This window comes from Actinomadura rubrisoli (assembly GCF_004349215.1).
Lineage (GTDB): Bacteria > Actinomycetota > Actinomycetes > Streptosporangiales > Streptosporangiaceae > Spirillospora > Spirillospora rubrisoli.
The window spans coordinates 1-15,078 of sequence record NZ_SMKU01000089.1 but is presented as its reverse complement, the minus strand read 5'-3'; the positions used below and the strand labels follow the sequence as shown (position 1 = coordinate 15,078).

The following is a 15,078-nucleotide window of genomic DNA, read 5'->3' as shown; positions in this document are numbered from 1 at the left end:
GTGGGCATGAGAGCCAGGCGCGACCGGCGGGCGCGGGACGACCGGCTGCCCGGCCGTCCGCCGTGGATCCTCGTCCTGCCCGCGCTCGCCGGGCTCGTCTTCCTGGTGCTGCCGCTCGCGGGGCTGCTCGTCCGCGCGCCGTGGTCGACGCTCGGCACCCGGCTGGCCGAGCCGCAGGTGCTGGAGGCGCTGCGGCTCTCGCTGGTCAGCGCCACCCTGGCCACCTGCCTGTGCCTGCTGTTCGGCGTCCCGCTCGCGTGGGTGCTGGCCCGCGTCCCGTTCCCCGGCGCCCGGCTCGTCCGCGCCCTGGTCACGGTGCCGCTGGTGCTGCCCCCGGTCGTCGGCGGCGTGGCGCTGCTGCTGGTGCTCGGGCGGCGCGGCCTCGTCGGCGGCCCGCTGGACGCCGCGTTCGGCATCACGTTCCCGTTCACCACGGCCGGGGTCGTCCTGGCCGAGACGTTCGTGGCGATGCCGTTCCTGGTGATCAGCGTCGAGGGCGCGCTGCGCGCCGCCGACCTGCGCTACGAGGAGGCCGCCGCCACCCTGGGCGCCACCCGCTGGACGATCTTCCACCGGGTCACGCTGCCGCTCGTCGCGCCCGGCATCGCGGCCGGGGCGATCCTGTGCTGGGCGCGGGCGCTCGGCGAGTTCGGCGCGACGATCACCTTCGCGGGCAACTTCCCCGGCCGGACGCAGACCATGCCCCTCGCCGTCTACCTGGCGCTGGAGACCGACCCGCAGGCCGCGATCGTGCTCAGCCTCGTGCTGCTCGCGGTCTCGGTGCTGGTGCTGGCGGTGCTCAGGGACCGGTGGGTGAGCACCTCGTGACGGACGGCGCCGGGGGGCTGGACGCGCGGCTGGTCGTGCGGCGCGGCGCGTTCGGCCTCGACCTCGCGCTCAGGGCCGCGCCCGGCGAGGTTCTCGCGCTGCTCGGTCCGAACGGCGCGGGCAAGAGCACCGCGCTGCGCGCCCTGGCCGGGCTCGTCCCGATGGCGGGCGGGCACATCACCGTGGACGGGACGGACCTGCGCCCGCTGCCCGCCGAGCGCCGGGGGATCGGCATGGTCTTCCAGGACTACCGGCTCTTCCCGCACCTCAGCGCCCTGGACAACGTCGCGTTCGGGCCGCGCTGCCAGGGCGCCGGCAAGCGCGCGGCGCGGCGCCGGGCCGCCGAGTGGCTGGAGCGGGTCGGGCTCGCCGGGCACGCCGCCGCCCGGCCCGGGACGCTGTCGGGCGGGCAGGCCCAGCGCGTCGCGCTCGCCCGGGCGCTGGCCGTCCGGCCCGGCCTGCTCCTGCTGGACGAGCCGCTCGCCGCCCTCGACGCCCACACCCGCCTGGAGATCCGGGCCGCACTGCGCCGCCACCTGGCCGGGTTCGCGGGCGCGGCCGTGCTCGTCACCCACGATCCGCTGGACGCGATGGTGCTGGCCGACCGCATCGTCGTCGTGGAGGACGGACGGCTCGTCCAGCAGGGGACGCCCGCCGAGGTCGCCCGGCGCCCCCGCACCGACTACGTCGCCCGCCTGGTCGGCCTGAACCTCTACCGGGGACGGGCGGACGCCGGGACCGTCGTGATCGGGGACGGTCCCGGGACGCTCGACACAGTGGACTCACTCCAAGGTGAGGTCTTCCTGGCGTTCGCGCCATCCGCGGTGGCCCTGTACCGGAGCCGTCCCGACGGGAGCCCCCGCAACCTCTGGCGCACGCGCGTCGACGCGATCGAACGGCAGGGGGACCGCGTCCGGGTACAGCTGTCGGGGCCGCCTTTCCCGGCCGTCGCCGAAGTGACTCCGGCGGCGGTGGCCGAGCTCCAATTGTCGGAGGGCAGCCTCATATGGGCGGCCGTGAAGGCCACCGAGACCCACGTTTACCCAGCTTGAGCGCCTCCATGCCGGGGGCGGCGGCACGCCGCCCTTGGCGCCCGTACACAGGTGATATCAATCACAAAAGGCATCGGGAAGGCCCAAAGGGGGACTGGATTGGTCCAGACCAAATGGCAAAAACGGCGGGTCTTGTTCATCATGCAAAGATCTGCGAACAGCTGAAGGAGTTGCCCGTGTCCAACCAGGTCCCCGGCCTCGACCAGACCCCTACCGGTCACCCCGAACTGATTGACTGGGTACGCGGGATCGCCGAGCTGACCAGGCCCGACCGCGTCGAGTGGTGCGACGGCTCGGACGACGAGTGGGAGCGCCTGACCGGCCTCCTCGTCGAGCAGGGCACCTTCAAGCGGCTCGACCCGGCCAAGCGGCCCAACAGCTTCTACGCCGCCTCCGACCCGAGCGACGTCGCGCGCGTCGAGGACCGGACGTTCATCTGCTCCGAGCGGGAGCAGGACGCCGGCCCCACCAACAACTGGATCGCGCCCGCCGAGATGCGCCGGACCTTCGGCGAGCTGTTCGCCGGCTGCATGAAGGGCCGCACCATGTACGTGGTGCCCTTCTGCATGGGCCCCCTGGGCGGAAAGATCTCCCAGCTCGGCGTGGAGATCACCGACTCGCCCTACGTCGCGGTCTCGATGAGGATCATGACCCGGATGGGCGAGGGCGCGCTGCGCCTCATCGAGGAGCGCGGCTCCTTCGTCAAGGCCGTCCACTCCGTCGGCGCCCCGCTGGAGCCGGGCCAGGCCGACGTGCCGTGGCCGTGCAGCTCCACCAAGTACATCTCGCACTTCCCCGAGACCCGCGAGATCTGGTCCTACGGGTCCGGCTACGGCGGCAACGCGCTGCTGGGCAAGAAGTGCTACGCGCTGCGCATCGCCTCGACCATGGCCCGCGACGAGGGCTGGATGGCCGAGCACATGCTCATCCTCAAGCTGACGCCGCCGAAGGGCGAGACCCGCTACGTCGCCGCCGCGTTCCCCTCCGCCTGCGGCAAGACCAACCTCGCCATGCTGGAGCCGACCGTCCCGGGCTGGAAGGTCGAGACCATCGGCGACGACATCGCCTGGATGCGCTTCGGCGACGACGGCCGCCTCTACGCGATCAACCCCGAGGCCGGGTTCTTCGGCGTCGCGCCGGGCACCGGCGAGGGCACCAACGCCAACGCCGTCAAGACGCTGTGGGGCAACAGCATCTTCACCAACGTCGCGCTCACCGACGACGGCGACGTGTGGTGGGAGGGCCTCACCGACGAGCCGCCCGCGCACCTGACCGACTGGAAGGGCAACGACTGGACGCCCGCGTCCGAGACGCCGGCCGCCCACCCCAACGCCCGCTTCACCACCCCCGCCGGGCAGTGCCCGATCATCGCCGACGAGTGGGAGGACCCCAAGGGCGTCCCGATCTCGGCGATCCTGTTCGGCGGCCGCCGCGCGTCTGCGGTGCCGCTGGTCACCGAGTCCTTCGACTGGCAGCAGGGCGTGTTCCTCGGCGCCAACGTGGCCTCGGAGAAGACCGCCGCCGCCGAGGGCAAGGTCGGCGAGCTGCGCCGCGACCCGTTCGCCATGCTGCCGTTCTGCGGCTACAACATGGGCGACTACTTCGGCCACTGGCTGGAGATCGGCAAGGCCACCGAGGCCGAGAAGCTGCCGCGCATCTACTACGTCAACTGGTTCCGCAAGAACGCCGACGGCAAGTTCATCTGGCCCGGCTTCGGCGAGAACAGCCGCGTCCTGAAGTGGATCGTGGAGCGCCTCAACGGCCAGGCCGACGCGGTCAAGTCCCCGATCGGGCACCTGCCGACCAAGGACGCGCTCGACACCGATGGCCTGTCCATCGACGAGGCCGACCTCGACACGCTGCTGTCGGTCGACACCGAGGTGTGGAAGCAGGAAGCCGCCCTGGTCCCCGCCCACTTCGAGACCTTCGGCGACCACCTGCCGCAGGCGCTGTGGGACGAGTACCACGACCTGGTGCGCCGCCTGGAGGCGTGACCGTCCCGAAGGCCCCTCCGCGCCCGCCCTCCGTGCCTTCCGCCGGAGGGCGGGCGCGCGTCGCGGAAGGACAAGGACCCCGGCTGAACCTCAACTCAAGTTGAGGTCGCGTAGGATTCAGGACATGACGCGGCTAGAGCACCGGGTACACGAACTGACGGTCGGCCAGCTCGCCGAGCGGAGCGGCGTGGCGGTCTCCGCCCTGCACTTCTACGAGGCCAAGGGGCTGATCAACAGCCGCCGCACGGCGGGCAACCAGCGGCGGTTCGCCCGCGACACGCTGCGCCGGGTGTCGTTCATCAAGGTGTCGCAGCGGGTCGGCATCCCGCTGAGCGAGATCAAGGACGCCCTCGGCACCCTGCCCGACGAGCGCACCCCCACGGTGGACGACTGGGCGCGGCTCTCCGAACGGTGGCGCAGCGACCTGGACCTGCGCATCTCCCAGCTCGAACGGCTGCGCGACGACCTCACCGAGTGCATCGGCTGCGGCTGCTTGTCGATCAGCAAGTGCGCCCTCGCCAACCCCTACGACCGGCTCGGCGACGAGGGCCCCGGCCCGCGCTGCCTCCTCGTGGACCCCCCGGACACCGCCGGCGCGCAGACCGGCTCGACGTGCCGTCCGACCAGGGCCGCCGCAGGCAAGGCACAGGACCCACCCGAAACCTGCGCCCCCGTCTGCGTCCCCGAACCCTGACCGCCCGTCCCGGGTTCCGTCCGCCCTCCCGGCCTCGGGGTCAGCCGCCGCCTGGGGCGCGGCCGTGGGGGTCGATGCGGCGTGGCGCGGGTTCCCGTCCCACGGGCTGGGTGGGTGCGGGACGAGCCGGGATCTGCGTGATCGGAAGCTCGGCCGGCTCGTCCGCCAGCGTGAACTCCTCGCCGTGGTGCGACAGCTTGAGGCCGGGGCCCTCCAGCAGCTCGTAGCAGGCCGCCTCGGCGGTCACGTTGATCCGCAGCCGGTTGCCCCGGTACCACATTCGGAACGCCAGGCGGCTGATGCCGCCCGGCAGCCGAGGCGCGAACCGCAGCCGCCCGCCGCCCGCGCGCATCCCGCCGAACCCCGCGACCAGCCCGCTCCACGCGCCCGCCATCGAGGCGATGTGCAGCCCGTCGCGGGTGTTGCGGTTCAGGTCGTGCAGGTCCATCAGCGCGGTCTCGCCGAGGTAGTCGTGCGCCAGCTCCAGCTGCCCGACCTCGGCCGCCACGACCGCCTGCGTCTGCGCCGACAGCGAGGAGTCCCGGACGGTCAGCCCCTCGTAGTAGTCGAAGTCGCGGACCTTCTGCTCCTCGGTGAACGCCTCCCCGCACAGGTGCAGGGCCAGGACGAGGTCCGCCTGCTTGACCACCTGCTTGCGGTACAGGTCGAAGTAGGGGTAGTTCAGCAGCAGGGGGTAGTGGTCGGGTTTGGTGGCCGCGAAGTCCCAGCGGGCGTGGTTGGTGAAGTTCTCGCTCTGCGGGTGGACGCCCAGCCGGTCGTCGTAGGGGATCAGCATGGCCGCGGCGGCGTCCCGCCACGACGCGGCCTCCTCGGCGTTCACCCCGTGCCGGTCGGCCAGGTCGGGGTGGCGCATCGCGGTCTCGGCCGCCGCCTGGAGGTTCCGGCGCGCCATCAGGTTGGTGTAGATGTTGTTGTCCACGATGGCGCTGTACTCGTCGGGGCCGGTGATCCCGTCGATGCGGAAGACGCCGCCGACGTCGTGGTGGCCGAGGCTCCGCCACAGCCGGGCCGTCTCCACCAGGATCTCCAGGCCGACCTCCCGCTCGAACCGCTCGTCCTGCGTGGCGTCGACGTACCGGACGACGGCGTCGGCGATGTCGGCGTTGATGTGGAACGCGGCCGTGCCCGCGGGCCAGTAGCCCGAGCATTCGTGGCCGCGGATCGTCCGCCAGGGGAACGCGGCACCGCTCAGGCCGAGCTGGTTGGCGCGCTCGACGGCCAGCGGAAGGGTCATCTGCCGCCAGGCGAGCGCGTCGGCGGCGGCACCCGGGGAGGTGTAGGTCAGTACGGGGAGGACGAAGGTCTCGGTGTCCCAGAACGTGTGCCCGTCATAGCCGGGACCGGTCAGCCCCTTGGCCGGGATCATGCGCCGCTCAGCGCGCGCGCCCGCCTGGAGGACGTGGAACAGCCCGAACCGGACGGCCTGCTGGATCTCCGCGTCGCCGTCGACCTCCACGTCCGCGCCGCACCAGAAGTCGTCCAGGTAGGTGCGCTGCTCCTTCAGCAGGCCGTCCCAGCCCGTCTGCCGCGCCCCCGCCAGCGCCCCGACCACCTGGTCGTGCAGCGCCGGGCGGGACCGCTGGCTGGACCACCCGTACGCCAGGTACTTGACGATGCGGAGCTTCTGCCCTGGCTCCAGGCGCGTCGCGACCGTCAGCCGCCCCACGTCCGGCGAGCTCTCGGTGTCGACGGCCATCGACTCGGGGCCCGCGATCTGATGCGACATGCCCGCCGCCATCCGCAGCCCGCTCTGCCGGGTGCGGTGCAGCAGCAGCACCTTCGTGCCGTTGGCGACGTGCTCCTCGCTGATCAGCGGATGGTCCAGGATCGCCGAGGAGCGCGGGTCCTTGCCGCCGTCCGGCAGCGCCTCGTTCGCCACCAGCTCCGACTGCGCCACCACCCGGACGGCCGCGTCCACCGGCTCGATCTCGTAGCAGATCGCCGCGACCGCCCGCTGCGTCAGCGACACCATCCGGATCGAGGTGACCTTGACCCTCCGGTCGGCCGGCGACGTCCACTCCACGTGCCGCGTGAGCGTGCCCGCCTGCATGTCCAGCACCCGCTCGTGGTGGTGGACGCGGCCGTACCGCACGTCGAACGGCTCGTCGTCCACCAGCAGCCGGATCACCTTGCCGTTGGTGACGTTGATGACCGTCTGCCCGGACTCGGGGTAGCCGTACGCGACCTCCGCCTGCGGCAGCGGCCGCTGCTCGTAGAAGGAGTTGAGGTAGGTGCCCGGCAGCCCGTGCGGCTCCCCCTCGTCCAGGTTGCCGCGCATGCCGAGATGCCCGTTCGACAGGGCGAAGACCGATTCGCTCTGCGCCAGCCGGTCCAGCCGCAGCTCGGGCTCCCGCACGCACCACGGCTCCACCAGGTAGACGGGCCGCTCGGCACTGGTCGCCTGCCCCTCAGTCACGCTGCCTCCTCGCCTAGCGGCTCGGAAGCCGCCTCGCCTAGCGGCTCGGCCATGCGTGACCTCCAGTGCTCTGCTTTCTGGTTCGCTTCGCTCACTTGTCCTCCAGCAGCTCGGACAGGTCGCCGACCACCACGTCCGCGCCGTGCGCGGCGAGCGCCGCCGCGTGCTCGCCGTCGACCCGGTTCACGCCCACCACGTAGGCGAACCCTCCGGCGCGGCCCGCCTCGACCCCGGCGAGCGCGTCCTCGAACACCACCGCGTTCGCCGCGGGGACGCCCACCTCCCGCGCCCCGGCGAGGAACATGTCGGGCGCCGGCTTGCCGGGCAGGTCGCGCTCGGCCGCCACCACGCCGTCCACGCGCGCGTCGAACAGGTCGGCGATGCCGACCGTCCTCAGCACCTGGACGGTGTTGGCGCTGGACGACACCACCGCCGTCTTCAGCCCTGCCTCCCTGGCCGCGCGGACGTAGCCGATCGAGCCGTCGAACACCTCCACGCCCTTCTCCTCGATGAGCGCGAGGACGAGCGTGTTCTTGCGGTTGCCGAGCCCCCGGATGGACTCGGTCTCCGGCGGGTCGTCCGGCGACCCCTCCGGAAGCTCGATGCCGCGCGACCGCAGGAACGAGCGCGTGCCGTCCTCGCGCTTCTTGCCGTCGACGTACTCCCCGTAGTCCTTCACCGGGTCGAACGGGACGAACTTCTCGCCCGTCCGCCGCGCCCGGTCGCGCAGGAAGCCGTCGAACATCTCCTTCCACGCGGCGGCGTGCACCGCGGCCGTCCGGGTCAGCACCCCGTCGAGATCGAAGAGACACGCCTGCGCCTCGTTGGGCAGTCCCAGCATCGCACCCCCTGAGAATGTCAGTATCGAAGAACCCCGTTCCCGCGCCGGGAGCAAAGAACCCGGACCTGCGCGGAACAACACCCTGCGCGAGCCGGTTGCGTTCGAACGGGGCATCCAAGATCCACGTACAACCCCTTGGTCAGGGTCGCATACGAGGAGGACAGAGCCAATGGAGCAGGCGCGCATCGGCGTCACGGGGCTTGCGGTGATGGGCCGGAACCTGGCCCGCAACCTGGCCCGGCACGGCCATCCCGTCGCGGTCCACAACCGCACCTCCGCCAGGACCAAGGCCCTGGTGGAGGAGTTCGGCGACGAGGGGACCTTCCTTCCCGCGGAGACGCCCGAGCAGTTCGTGGCGTCCCTCGAACGGCCCCGCCGCCTGGTCGTCATGGTCAAGGCCGGGGCGCCCACCGACGCGGTCATCGAGGAGTTCGCGCCGCTGCTGGAGCCCGGCGACATGATCGTGGACGGCGGCAACGCGCACTTCGCCGACACCCGCCGCCGCGAGGCGTCTCTCCGCGAGCGCGGCGTCCACTTCGTCGGCACCGGGATCTCCGGCGGCGAGGAGGGTGCGCTGAACGGGCCGAGCATCATGCCCGGCGGCTCGCCGGAGTCCTACGCGGCCCTCGGACCACTGTTGGAGGACATCTCCGCCAAGGTGGACGGGACGCCCTGCTGCACCCACGTCGGCCCGGACGGCGCCGGGCACTTCGTCAAGATGGTGCACAACGGCATCGAGTACTCCGACATGCAGCTGATCGCCGAGTCCTACGACCTGCTGCGCCGCGCCGCCGGGCTCGCGCCCGCCGAGATCGCCGAGGTGTTCCGCACCTGGAACACCGGCCGCCTGGAGTCCTACCTCATCGAGATCACCGCCGAGGTCCTGGCGCACACCGACGCCGCCACCGGCGGGCCGTTCGTGGACGTCGTCCTCGACCAGGCCGAGCAGAAGGGCACCGGCCGCTGGACGGTCCAGACGGCCCTCGACCTCGGCGTCCCGGTCGGCGGCATCGCCGAGGCCGTCTTCGCCCGCTCCGTCTCCGGCCACGCCGACCTGCGCGAGGCGTCCCGGAACCTGCCCGGCCCGGCGCGCACCGGCGGCGGCGCCGGAGCGGGCTTCGCCGACGCCGTGGAGAAGGCCCTCTACGCCTCCAAGATCGTCGCGTACGCGCAGGGCTTCCACGAGATCCAGGCGGGCAGCGCCGAGTACGGCTGGAACATCGACCCCGGCGCCATGGCCACGATCTGGCGCGACGGCTGCATCATCCGCGCCCGCTTCCTCGACCGCATCCGCGCCGCCTACGAGGCCGACCCGCACACGCCCACCCTGCTCACCGACGCCCACTTCGCCGAGGCCGTCGGCGACGCCCAGGACGCCTGGCGCGAGGTGGTCGTCACCGCCACCCGCCTCGGCATCCCGGCGCCCGGCTTCGCCACCGCCCTGGCCTACTACGACTCGCTGCGCGCCGACCGCCTGCCCGCCGCGCTCACCCAGGGCCAGCGCGACTTCTTCGGCGCCCACACCTACCGCCGCGTCGACCGCGACGGCTCCTTCCACACCCTCTGGGGCGGCGACCGCACGGAGGTCGGGACCTGACGACGACCGGACCGCCGCTCCGGCTTCGCGCCGGGGCGGTCCGGCTTCGCGCCGGGGCGGCGTGTCAGCCCTCGCGCCAGTCGGGCGAGTCCAGGGCCCCCGCCGCCTGCGGCCCCATGAGGCCGAGCGCGCCGTCCACGAACAGCGACGCGCCCGTGACGTAGGACGCCCCGGGACCGGCCAGGAACGCGATCGCCTCCGCGACCTCCCGCGCGTGCCCCGGCCTGGCCAGCGGGTACCCGGGCCGGCTCTCCGGCTCCGGCGGCTGCTCGTGCTGCCCGGTCATCGGCGTCGCGATCTCCCCGGGCGCCACCGTGTTGACCGTGATCTGGTACTGCGACAGCTCCAGCGCCAGCACCCGGGCCAGCATCTTCAGGCCGCCCTTGGCCGCGCAGTACGGCCCCGACCCGACCCGCGGGTACTCCTCGTGGACGCTCGTCACGTTGACGATCCGTCCGCCCTCGCCCCGGTCGATCATCCGCCGCGCCGCCCGCTGGGCGCACAGGAACGCCCCGTCGAGATCGACCGACAGGACCTCGCGCCACTCCTCGAACCCCATGTCGAGCACCGGCCGCGCGCTCCCCGTCCCGGCGTTGTTGACCAGGACGCCGGCACCGCCCAGCTCGTCCGCCAGCTCGTCCACGACCCCGGCCGCCGCGACGGGATCGGCCAGGTCGTGCCGCCGCACGGCCGCCCGCCGCCCGGCGTCGGCGACCTCCCGCGCCGTGCCCTCGGCCCCCTCCCGGTCGGACCGGTAGGTGATCCCGACATCGAACCCCCGCCGCGCCATCGCGACCGCGGTGGCCTTCCCGATCCCCGAGTCGGCCCCCGTGATGATCGCCACCCGGTCGTAGCCGCTCACGACTCGTCCGGCTCCTTCTCCACCCCGGCGATCGGGTCGCCCGCCTTGGTGCCGCCCCCCGCGTCCGCGGGCTCATAGCCCTCGGCCGCGCTCCCCGTCCCCGGGACGACCCGCGCGCGCGGCTGCTCCTCCTGCCCTGAACTGGCCCCGGGTCCCCGGTCGGCCGGATCACTCTTGTTCACCATCGGACTGTCCCCTCGTGAGCTGAACGGTTCGTCCAGCACGTTCTTACCGAACAGGACGTCCCTAACCCGCTCCCGCGACCCGGTTGCGGACTTCGGGTGGTCCGCCGCCTATGGGCGGTGTAGAGAGGTTCCCGGACGGCAACGGGAGGCGGCGTGGGGCGTGGGCAGCGGATCGATCAGACGAACTGGCCCCAGGACGGCCCGCACCGCCGCCTCCTGGAGCTCCTCGATCGCGTCCACCGCGACAACGGCCAGAAGAGCCGCCGCGACATCGCCGCCGAGATGCACATCGAATCCGCGTCCTACATCAACGACTGGCTGCGCGGCCGGCGGCTCCCGGTCGACGGACGGCAGCTCGAAGACCTCGTCAGAGCCATGGACGGCGGCGACGGCGACGTCCGCGCCGCCGCCCGGCTGTACGAGGAGGCGAGGACGGCGCAGGCCGAGCCGTCCGCGCACCCCTGGGCGGCCCAGGTCGCGGGTCACATCGCGTGGACGCTGGTCGACGCCCAGCGCGACGCCTCGTCCTTCCAGGAGGCGACGGCCGCCATCGCCCAACGCCTCGGAACGCTCTGCTCCGAGGCCGAAGCGACCCTGGACGACGATCCCTGGCTCGACACCGAACTGGCCGCCCGCTTCACCCGATGGACCGACTGGCTGCTACGGACCTCCCTCGCCGAGGCCATGTGCGACCTCTCCCCGGCGGAGGCCGCGCTGCTGGTGCTCGTCCCGCTGCTGCACCACACCCACCTGGTCCGGACGCTCGCCGGGCTCCGCGCGGTCGATCCCCTCGACCTCGGCACCGGCCGGGGCGACGGGCCGCGCCGGGAGTACGAGACCTTCCTTGGCGGGCAGCGGGAGATGGTCGACCGGGCCCGGGCCCGCAGGCTTCCGGACCGCGATCCCGCCGCGACCGAGATCGGCTGGTGGCTGTTCCACCGCTGGGTCGCGCGCTTCCCGCAGTCCTACCGGCTGGGCGCCGTCCGGGAACTCCTGGACGCCGTGGAGACCCCCGACCCCCGCATGCGCGACGAGGTGCTGGACGCCAAGACCGTCCAGCGGTTCCTGGCGGCGCTCCGGCTCGACCTGTCCGAGCTGGGGGACACCGACCGCAAGAACGCGCCGCAGTTCGAGATCGTGCTGTTCGCGGGAGAGCCGCACGAGCAGCGCGTCCGGGAGCTGCTGATCGGCCAGGTCCTCACAGTCTCCTACGCGCTGACGCTCGATCTCGTCCGGCTGCCCGACATCGTCGCCCGGCACCTGGGCATCCCGCATCCGGTCACCCTGCCCGAGCTGCGCGCGACCGTCCTCGACCGGGCGAAGTGGGTGCTCCAGTCCGACTGCCTGGTCCTGGGCGCCGAATGCCACCATCCCGCAGAACTCAAGGGGCTGCGCCAGTACGCGGGCCAGGTGGACGCCCTCCTGCACACGATCCGGCAGGGGTGCGGCGACCATTCCACGATGCAGGTGCTCACGCGGCTGCCCTCCCGCGCGTCCGCCGAGGGCGTCACACCCAGGACCGACGACGACGGACGCCCGATCTTCCAGCGCGTCAGCCGGTTCCGGCTCGACGAGCGCCGCGTCCAGGACCTGCTGATGGGGGAGCAGCTCTACCAGGATCGCGGCCTGGCCGTCCGCGAGCTGTACCAGAACGCGCTGGACGCCTGCCGCTACCGCAGGGCCCGCCTCGCCTACCGCAGCCAGGGAGACTGGCGGGAGGACTGGAAGGGCCGCATCCGGTTCACCCAGGACGTGGACGAGAACGGCCGCGCCTACCTGGAATGCCTCGACAACGGGATCGGCATGACGGAGACCGTCCTCACCGACGTCTTCGCGCAGGCCGGTACGCGCTTCACCGACACCACGGAGTTCCTCGTCGAGTCGGCCGACTGGCAGAGCTCCGATCCGCCGATCCCGTTCCACGCCAACAGCCGGTTTGGTATCGGCGTCCTGAGCTACTTCATGATCGCGGACGAGATCGAGGTCATCACCCGCCCGCTCGACCGCGGCCACCGGTCCCACCCGACGCTCAAGGTCTCCATCTTCGGTCCGGGCCACCTGTTCCGCATCGAACATCTCCCGGGCGACCGTCCTCCGGGTACCTCGGTGCGGCTATTCCTTCGGGAAGGGGAGAAGGCGCCGTCCTGTGTAGAAGAGCTGCGCCGCCTGCTCGGGATCGCCGAGTTCGAGACCCGGGCGCGGCACGGGATGCAGGAGGAACGCTGGGAACCCGGAGTGCTGAAACCGCGCGTGCAGCCGTCCTGGGAGGACGACGGGCTCAACGTCAGCGGTGAGCTGGTGCCCTGGAGCGATGGCCGGGGAGGCCAGGTCGTCTGGTGCGAGAAGGGCGGGGGACTCCTGGTGGACGGCCTGCATGTCAGGCCGTCCGTCCGTCACGGGGTTTTCGCGGGGTTGGGCGACAAGGTTCTGCACGGGGTGGTGGTGAACCTCACCGGCGAGCACGCACCGAAGCAGCTCTCGGTCGATCGCAGGAAGGTCCTGGACGACGTGTCGGCCGACGTGGAGAGCCTTCTTCGTGCCGCCGCCGGGGAACTGGTGTCCGTGGGACGCGAGCTGCTCGATGTTCGCTGGCTCAGCCTGGTGACTGCGGCCGGACCCCGCGTGGGCGACCTCGTCGCGGAGGCCGCCGCGGCCGCCGGAACCGCCGTCAGAAACCGCTTCGAGCACCTCGACGTGTCTCGCGTCGGGTGCTTTCTCCAAGACTCCTACCTTGTCATGGAGAAAGACGAACAGCTGCGCCTTCCTGAAGAGGGGGCGTCTATTCTCTGGTACCGGGATTTTGGTTCATACGTGCCGGATCACGTGCTCCTGTGGCGCCTCATCGCTCACGGTGCTAGCGAGGAGCTCGACCGAATTAAGGTGGATGGGCTCCCGGGCGTACTCGCGGCGACTCCGTCGGACGCTCTTCTCATTGGCGGTAATCGGGGATTCATATCGAGCAACGAACCGGCTAGGGTGAGCGACTGGGAATGGCAACGAGAGGATTTTAGAGTTCATCCAGGCCACATCTTGTGGATTGCCATGCTCACCGGCACTTCACCCCGTCAGGTCGCTCGCCGGGCCCTCTCGCTCGGTTACCGGGAAGTCGATCCAGGGTGCTTCGGTGCTGGCGTCGACGTCGATCGGGTGGATCTGGCCTTGCTCAGCATGGCGGCGAACGGCAAGCCCCTCTGGTGGCATGTTGGCGAACCGGTCCCTCCGAGGCATCTCGCCGCGGTGGCACTTCAGTACGGCATCAGCTTCCCCGAGACCAGGCGCAGGATGTCGAACTACGGCTTTCGCGTGCTTCCTGAAGACCCTGCCACCGGAACTCTGGATGAGCGAGATCTTCGGCTGCTGAACCGGATTCCGGATTGCCGGAACGAGCGCAAAACTCTTCCGCTGCCCGCTTCCCATATTATTCAGGCGGCGGGGAATCTCGGGCTTTCAGTGGCGGAAGTGGCGGAGAGAATGGCCGACTTTGGCTTTCAGGTCGAGCGGAGAGCGCTGCCCGATCGCCCATCGGCTGAGGATATCGTTCTTTTCCGGTGGTCCTTTGGCCGGGACCAAGGCCGCTGCGATCCCCGCTCTCCCCTTCCTCCGGGGTTCATCGTTCAAGCGGCACTGGAGCTCGGCCTTGATCTTTCAGAGATCGCGGCGAGATTGACCGGATACGGGATTCCTGTGGCTGCTTCCCTGCCGCCGCAAGTGTCCGATAAGGACATGGCGCTGTTGAGTCGCGACGGCGATGGCGCGCCCCCATGGTGGTCGCCTGACCGGCCAATCGCTATGTCTCGCTTGCTGATTGTCAGTGCCAAGGCAGGCGTGCCGCCTGACAGGGCAGCGGCACGCTTGGCGGAGTACGGACTCGATGTGCCGCAGGACGGGCTGCCGGAGGGTGTGGACGATGCAACTCCTCGTGTGCTGTCCAAGGTGATCAACGGAAACTACCCCTGGCTGGATCCGGGAACGCTGGTGAGCCGCGGTCACCTCGTCCGAGCTTCGGCCGACCTCGGCCTCCCTCCGCAGAATGTGGCTGAGCGGCTTGCGCGGTACGGCATGTCCCTTCTGGAGGAACCGCGCCCGAACACGGATCCCAAGGACATCGTTCTGATGCGTCAGACGCAGAACGGCACCACCAATTGGCTGGACGTCGACGAGCCGGTCCCGCTCCTACATCTGCTTCGAGCCTCGCGAAGGACGGGGATGAGTGTTGAGGAGGCGGCCGCGCGGCTGCGGTGGCTGGGCATGGACGTTCCCGACGTCCAAGAGAGCGTCGCCGAAGCCCTGCGGAGGCTGCCCCGGGCCCCGTAGCGGGCATGCGCCAGGCGTGCGCAAATGTGCCGTCGTAGATGGAAAGTGCGCAGGTCAAAGCCGTGATCCACGGCCGGCCGCCACCCCATCACACCCGGGCACGGACACAGGGGACAACTCCGGCGCACGCTGCTTCTGTCAGTGAGGGACGCGATGGGAGCGGATGGGCATGGGGACGATCGTGGAGCTGGCGCCGGTGGTCGGCGGTGTGTTGAACGTGGTGGCGGCGGGGATGGGGGCGCTGGTCGCGCTGGGCGCGTGGAGGAGGAGGGGG

At 71.3% G+C, this 15,078-nt stretch carries 10 protein-coding genes; 6 read left to right on the top strand and 4 right to left on the bottom strand.

Features of this window, described 5'->3' with window-relative positions; translation table 11 throughout:
• The first annotated feature begins 6 nt into the window (after positions 1 to 6).
• The 4 genes from E1298_RS18570 (at position 7) to soxR (ending at position 4,568) form a co-directional block, all read left to right on the top strand.
• Positions 7 to 828 carry an ABC transporter permease gene (locus tag E1298_RS18570; RefSeq protein ID WP_131894892.1) on the top strand — a complete coding sequence of 274 codons (822 nt, stop codon included), beginning with the start codon at positions 7 to 9 and terminating at the stop codon, positions 826 to 828.
• Positions 810 to 1,880 (top strand): ABC transporter ATP-binding protein, encoded by a 1,071-nt coding sequence (locus E1298_RS18565; protein WP_131894890.1) that lies wholly within the window; start codon positions 810 to 812, stop codon positions 1,878 to 1,880. The genes E1298_RS18570 and E1298_RS18565 overlap by 19 nt, the downstream gene beginning before the upstream one ends.
• A gap of 176 nt (positions 1,881 to 2,056) precedes the next feature.
• Positions 2,057 to 3,874 carry a phosphoenolpyruvate carboxykinase (GTP) gene (locus E1298_RS18560; RefSeq protein ID WP_131894888.1) on the top strand — a complete coding sequence of 606 codons (1,818 nt, stop codon included), beginning with the start codon at positions 2,057 to 2,059 and terminating at the stop codon, positions 3,872 to 3,874.
• Positions 3,875 to 3,998: 124 nt separating this feature from the next.
• Positions 3,999 to 4,568 (top strand): redox-sensitive transcriptional activator SoxR, encoded by a 570-nt coding sequence (soxR, locus tag E1298_RS18555; protein ID WP_131894886.1) that lies wholly within the window; start codon positions 3,999 to 4,001, stop codon positions 4,566 to 4,568.
• 40 nt (positions 4,569 to 4,608) lie between these two features.
• Here soxR and E1298_RS18550 read toward each other — a convergent pair whose 3' ends face one another.
• Positions 4,609 to 7,005, bottom strand: coding sequence for a glycoside hydrolase family 65 protein (locus tag E1298_RS18550; RefSeq protein WP_131894884.1), 2,397 nt, complete (start codon positions 7,003 to 7,005; stop codon positions 4,609 to 4,611).
• Positions 7,006 to 7,096: 91 nt separating this feature from the next.
• Positions 7,097 to 7,846, bottom strand: coding sequence for a beta-phosphoglucomutase family hydrolase (locus E1298_RS18545; protein ID WP_131894882.1), 750 nt, complete (start codon positions 7,844 to 7,846; stop codon positions 7,097 to 7,099).
• Between the two features lie 169 nt (positions 7,847 to 8,015).
• Here E1298_RS18545 and gndA point away from each other — a divergent pair, with 169 nt between their 5' ends.
• A complete protein-coding gene (gene gndA, locus E1298_RS18540; RefSeq protein ID WP_131894880.1) occupies positions 8,016 to 9,443 on the top strand; it encodes an NADP-dependent phosphogluconate dehydrogenase in 1,428 nt (475 codons plus the stop codon).
• A 64-nt stretch (positions 9,444 to 9,507) separates the two neighbouring features.
• On the opposite strand, the gene E1298_RS18535 is transcribed toward gndA, so the two are convergent.
• Together E1298_RS18535 and E1298_RS18530 are read right to left on the bottom strand one after the other, a co-directional pair.
• On the bottom strand, positions 9,508 to 10,305 hold the full coding sequence (locus E1298_RS18535; protein ID WP_131894878.1) for an SDR family oxidoreductase: 798 nt from the start codon (positions 10,303 to 10,305) through the stop codon (positions 9,508 to 9,510).
• Complete coding sequence (locus E1298_RS18530; RefSeq protein ID WP_131894877.1) at positions 10,302 to 10,490, bottom strand: hypothetical protein; 189 nt, start codon at positions 10,488 to 10,490, stop codon at positions 10,302 to 10,304. Before E1298_RS18530 ends, E1298_RS18535 begins: the two co-directional genes overlap by 4 nt.
• A 153-nt stretch (positions 10,491 to 10,643) precedes the next feature.
• On the opposite strand from E1298_RS18530, the gene E1298_RS18525 reads away from it, so the two are divergent.
• On the top strand, positions 10,644 to 14,804 hold the full coding sequence (locus tag E1298_RS18525; protein WP_131894875.1) for a wHTH domain-containing protein: 4,161 nt from the start codon (positions 10,644 to 10,646) through the stop codon (positions 14,802 to 14,804).
• Positions 14,805 to 15,078: the final 274 nt, after the last annotated feature.

What these genes read in the sequence shown, in the direction of transcription:
- E1298_RS18570 (WP_131894892.1), top strand. Translation starts at nt 7, where the DNA reads ATGAGAGCCAGGCGCGACCGGCGGGCGCGGGACGACCGGCTGCCCGGC.
- soxR (WP_131894886.1), top strand. Translation starts at nt 3,999, where the DNA reads ATGACGCGGCTAGAGCACCGGGTACACGAACTGACGGTCGGCCAGCTC.
- E1298_RS18545 (WP_131894882.1), bottom strand. Translation starts at nt 7,846, where the DNA reads ATGCTGGGACTGCCCAACGAGGCGCAGGCGTGTCTCTTCGATCTCGAC.
- gndA (WP_131894880.1), top strand. Translation starts at nt 8,016, where the DNA reads ATGGAGCAGGCGCGCATCGGCGTCACGGGGCTTGCGGTGATGGGCCGG.
- E1298_RS18530 (WP_131894877.1), bottom strand. Translation starts at nt 10,490, where the DNA reads ATGGTGAACAAGAGTGATCCGGCCGACCGGGGACCCGGGGCCAGTTCA.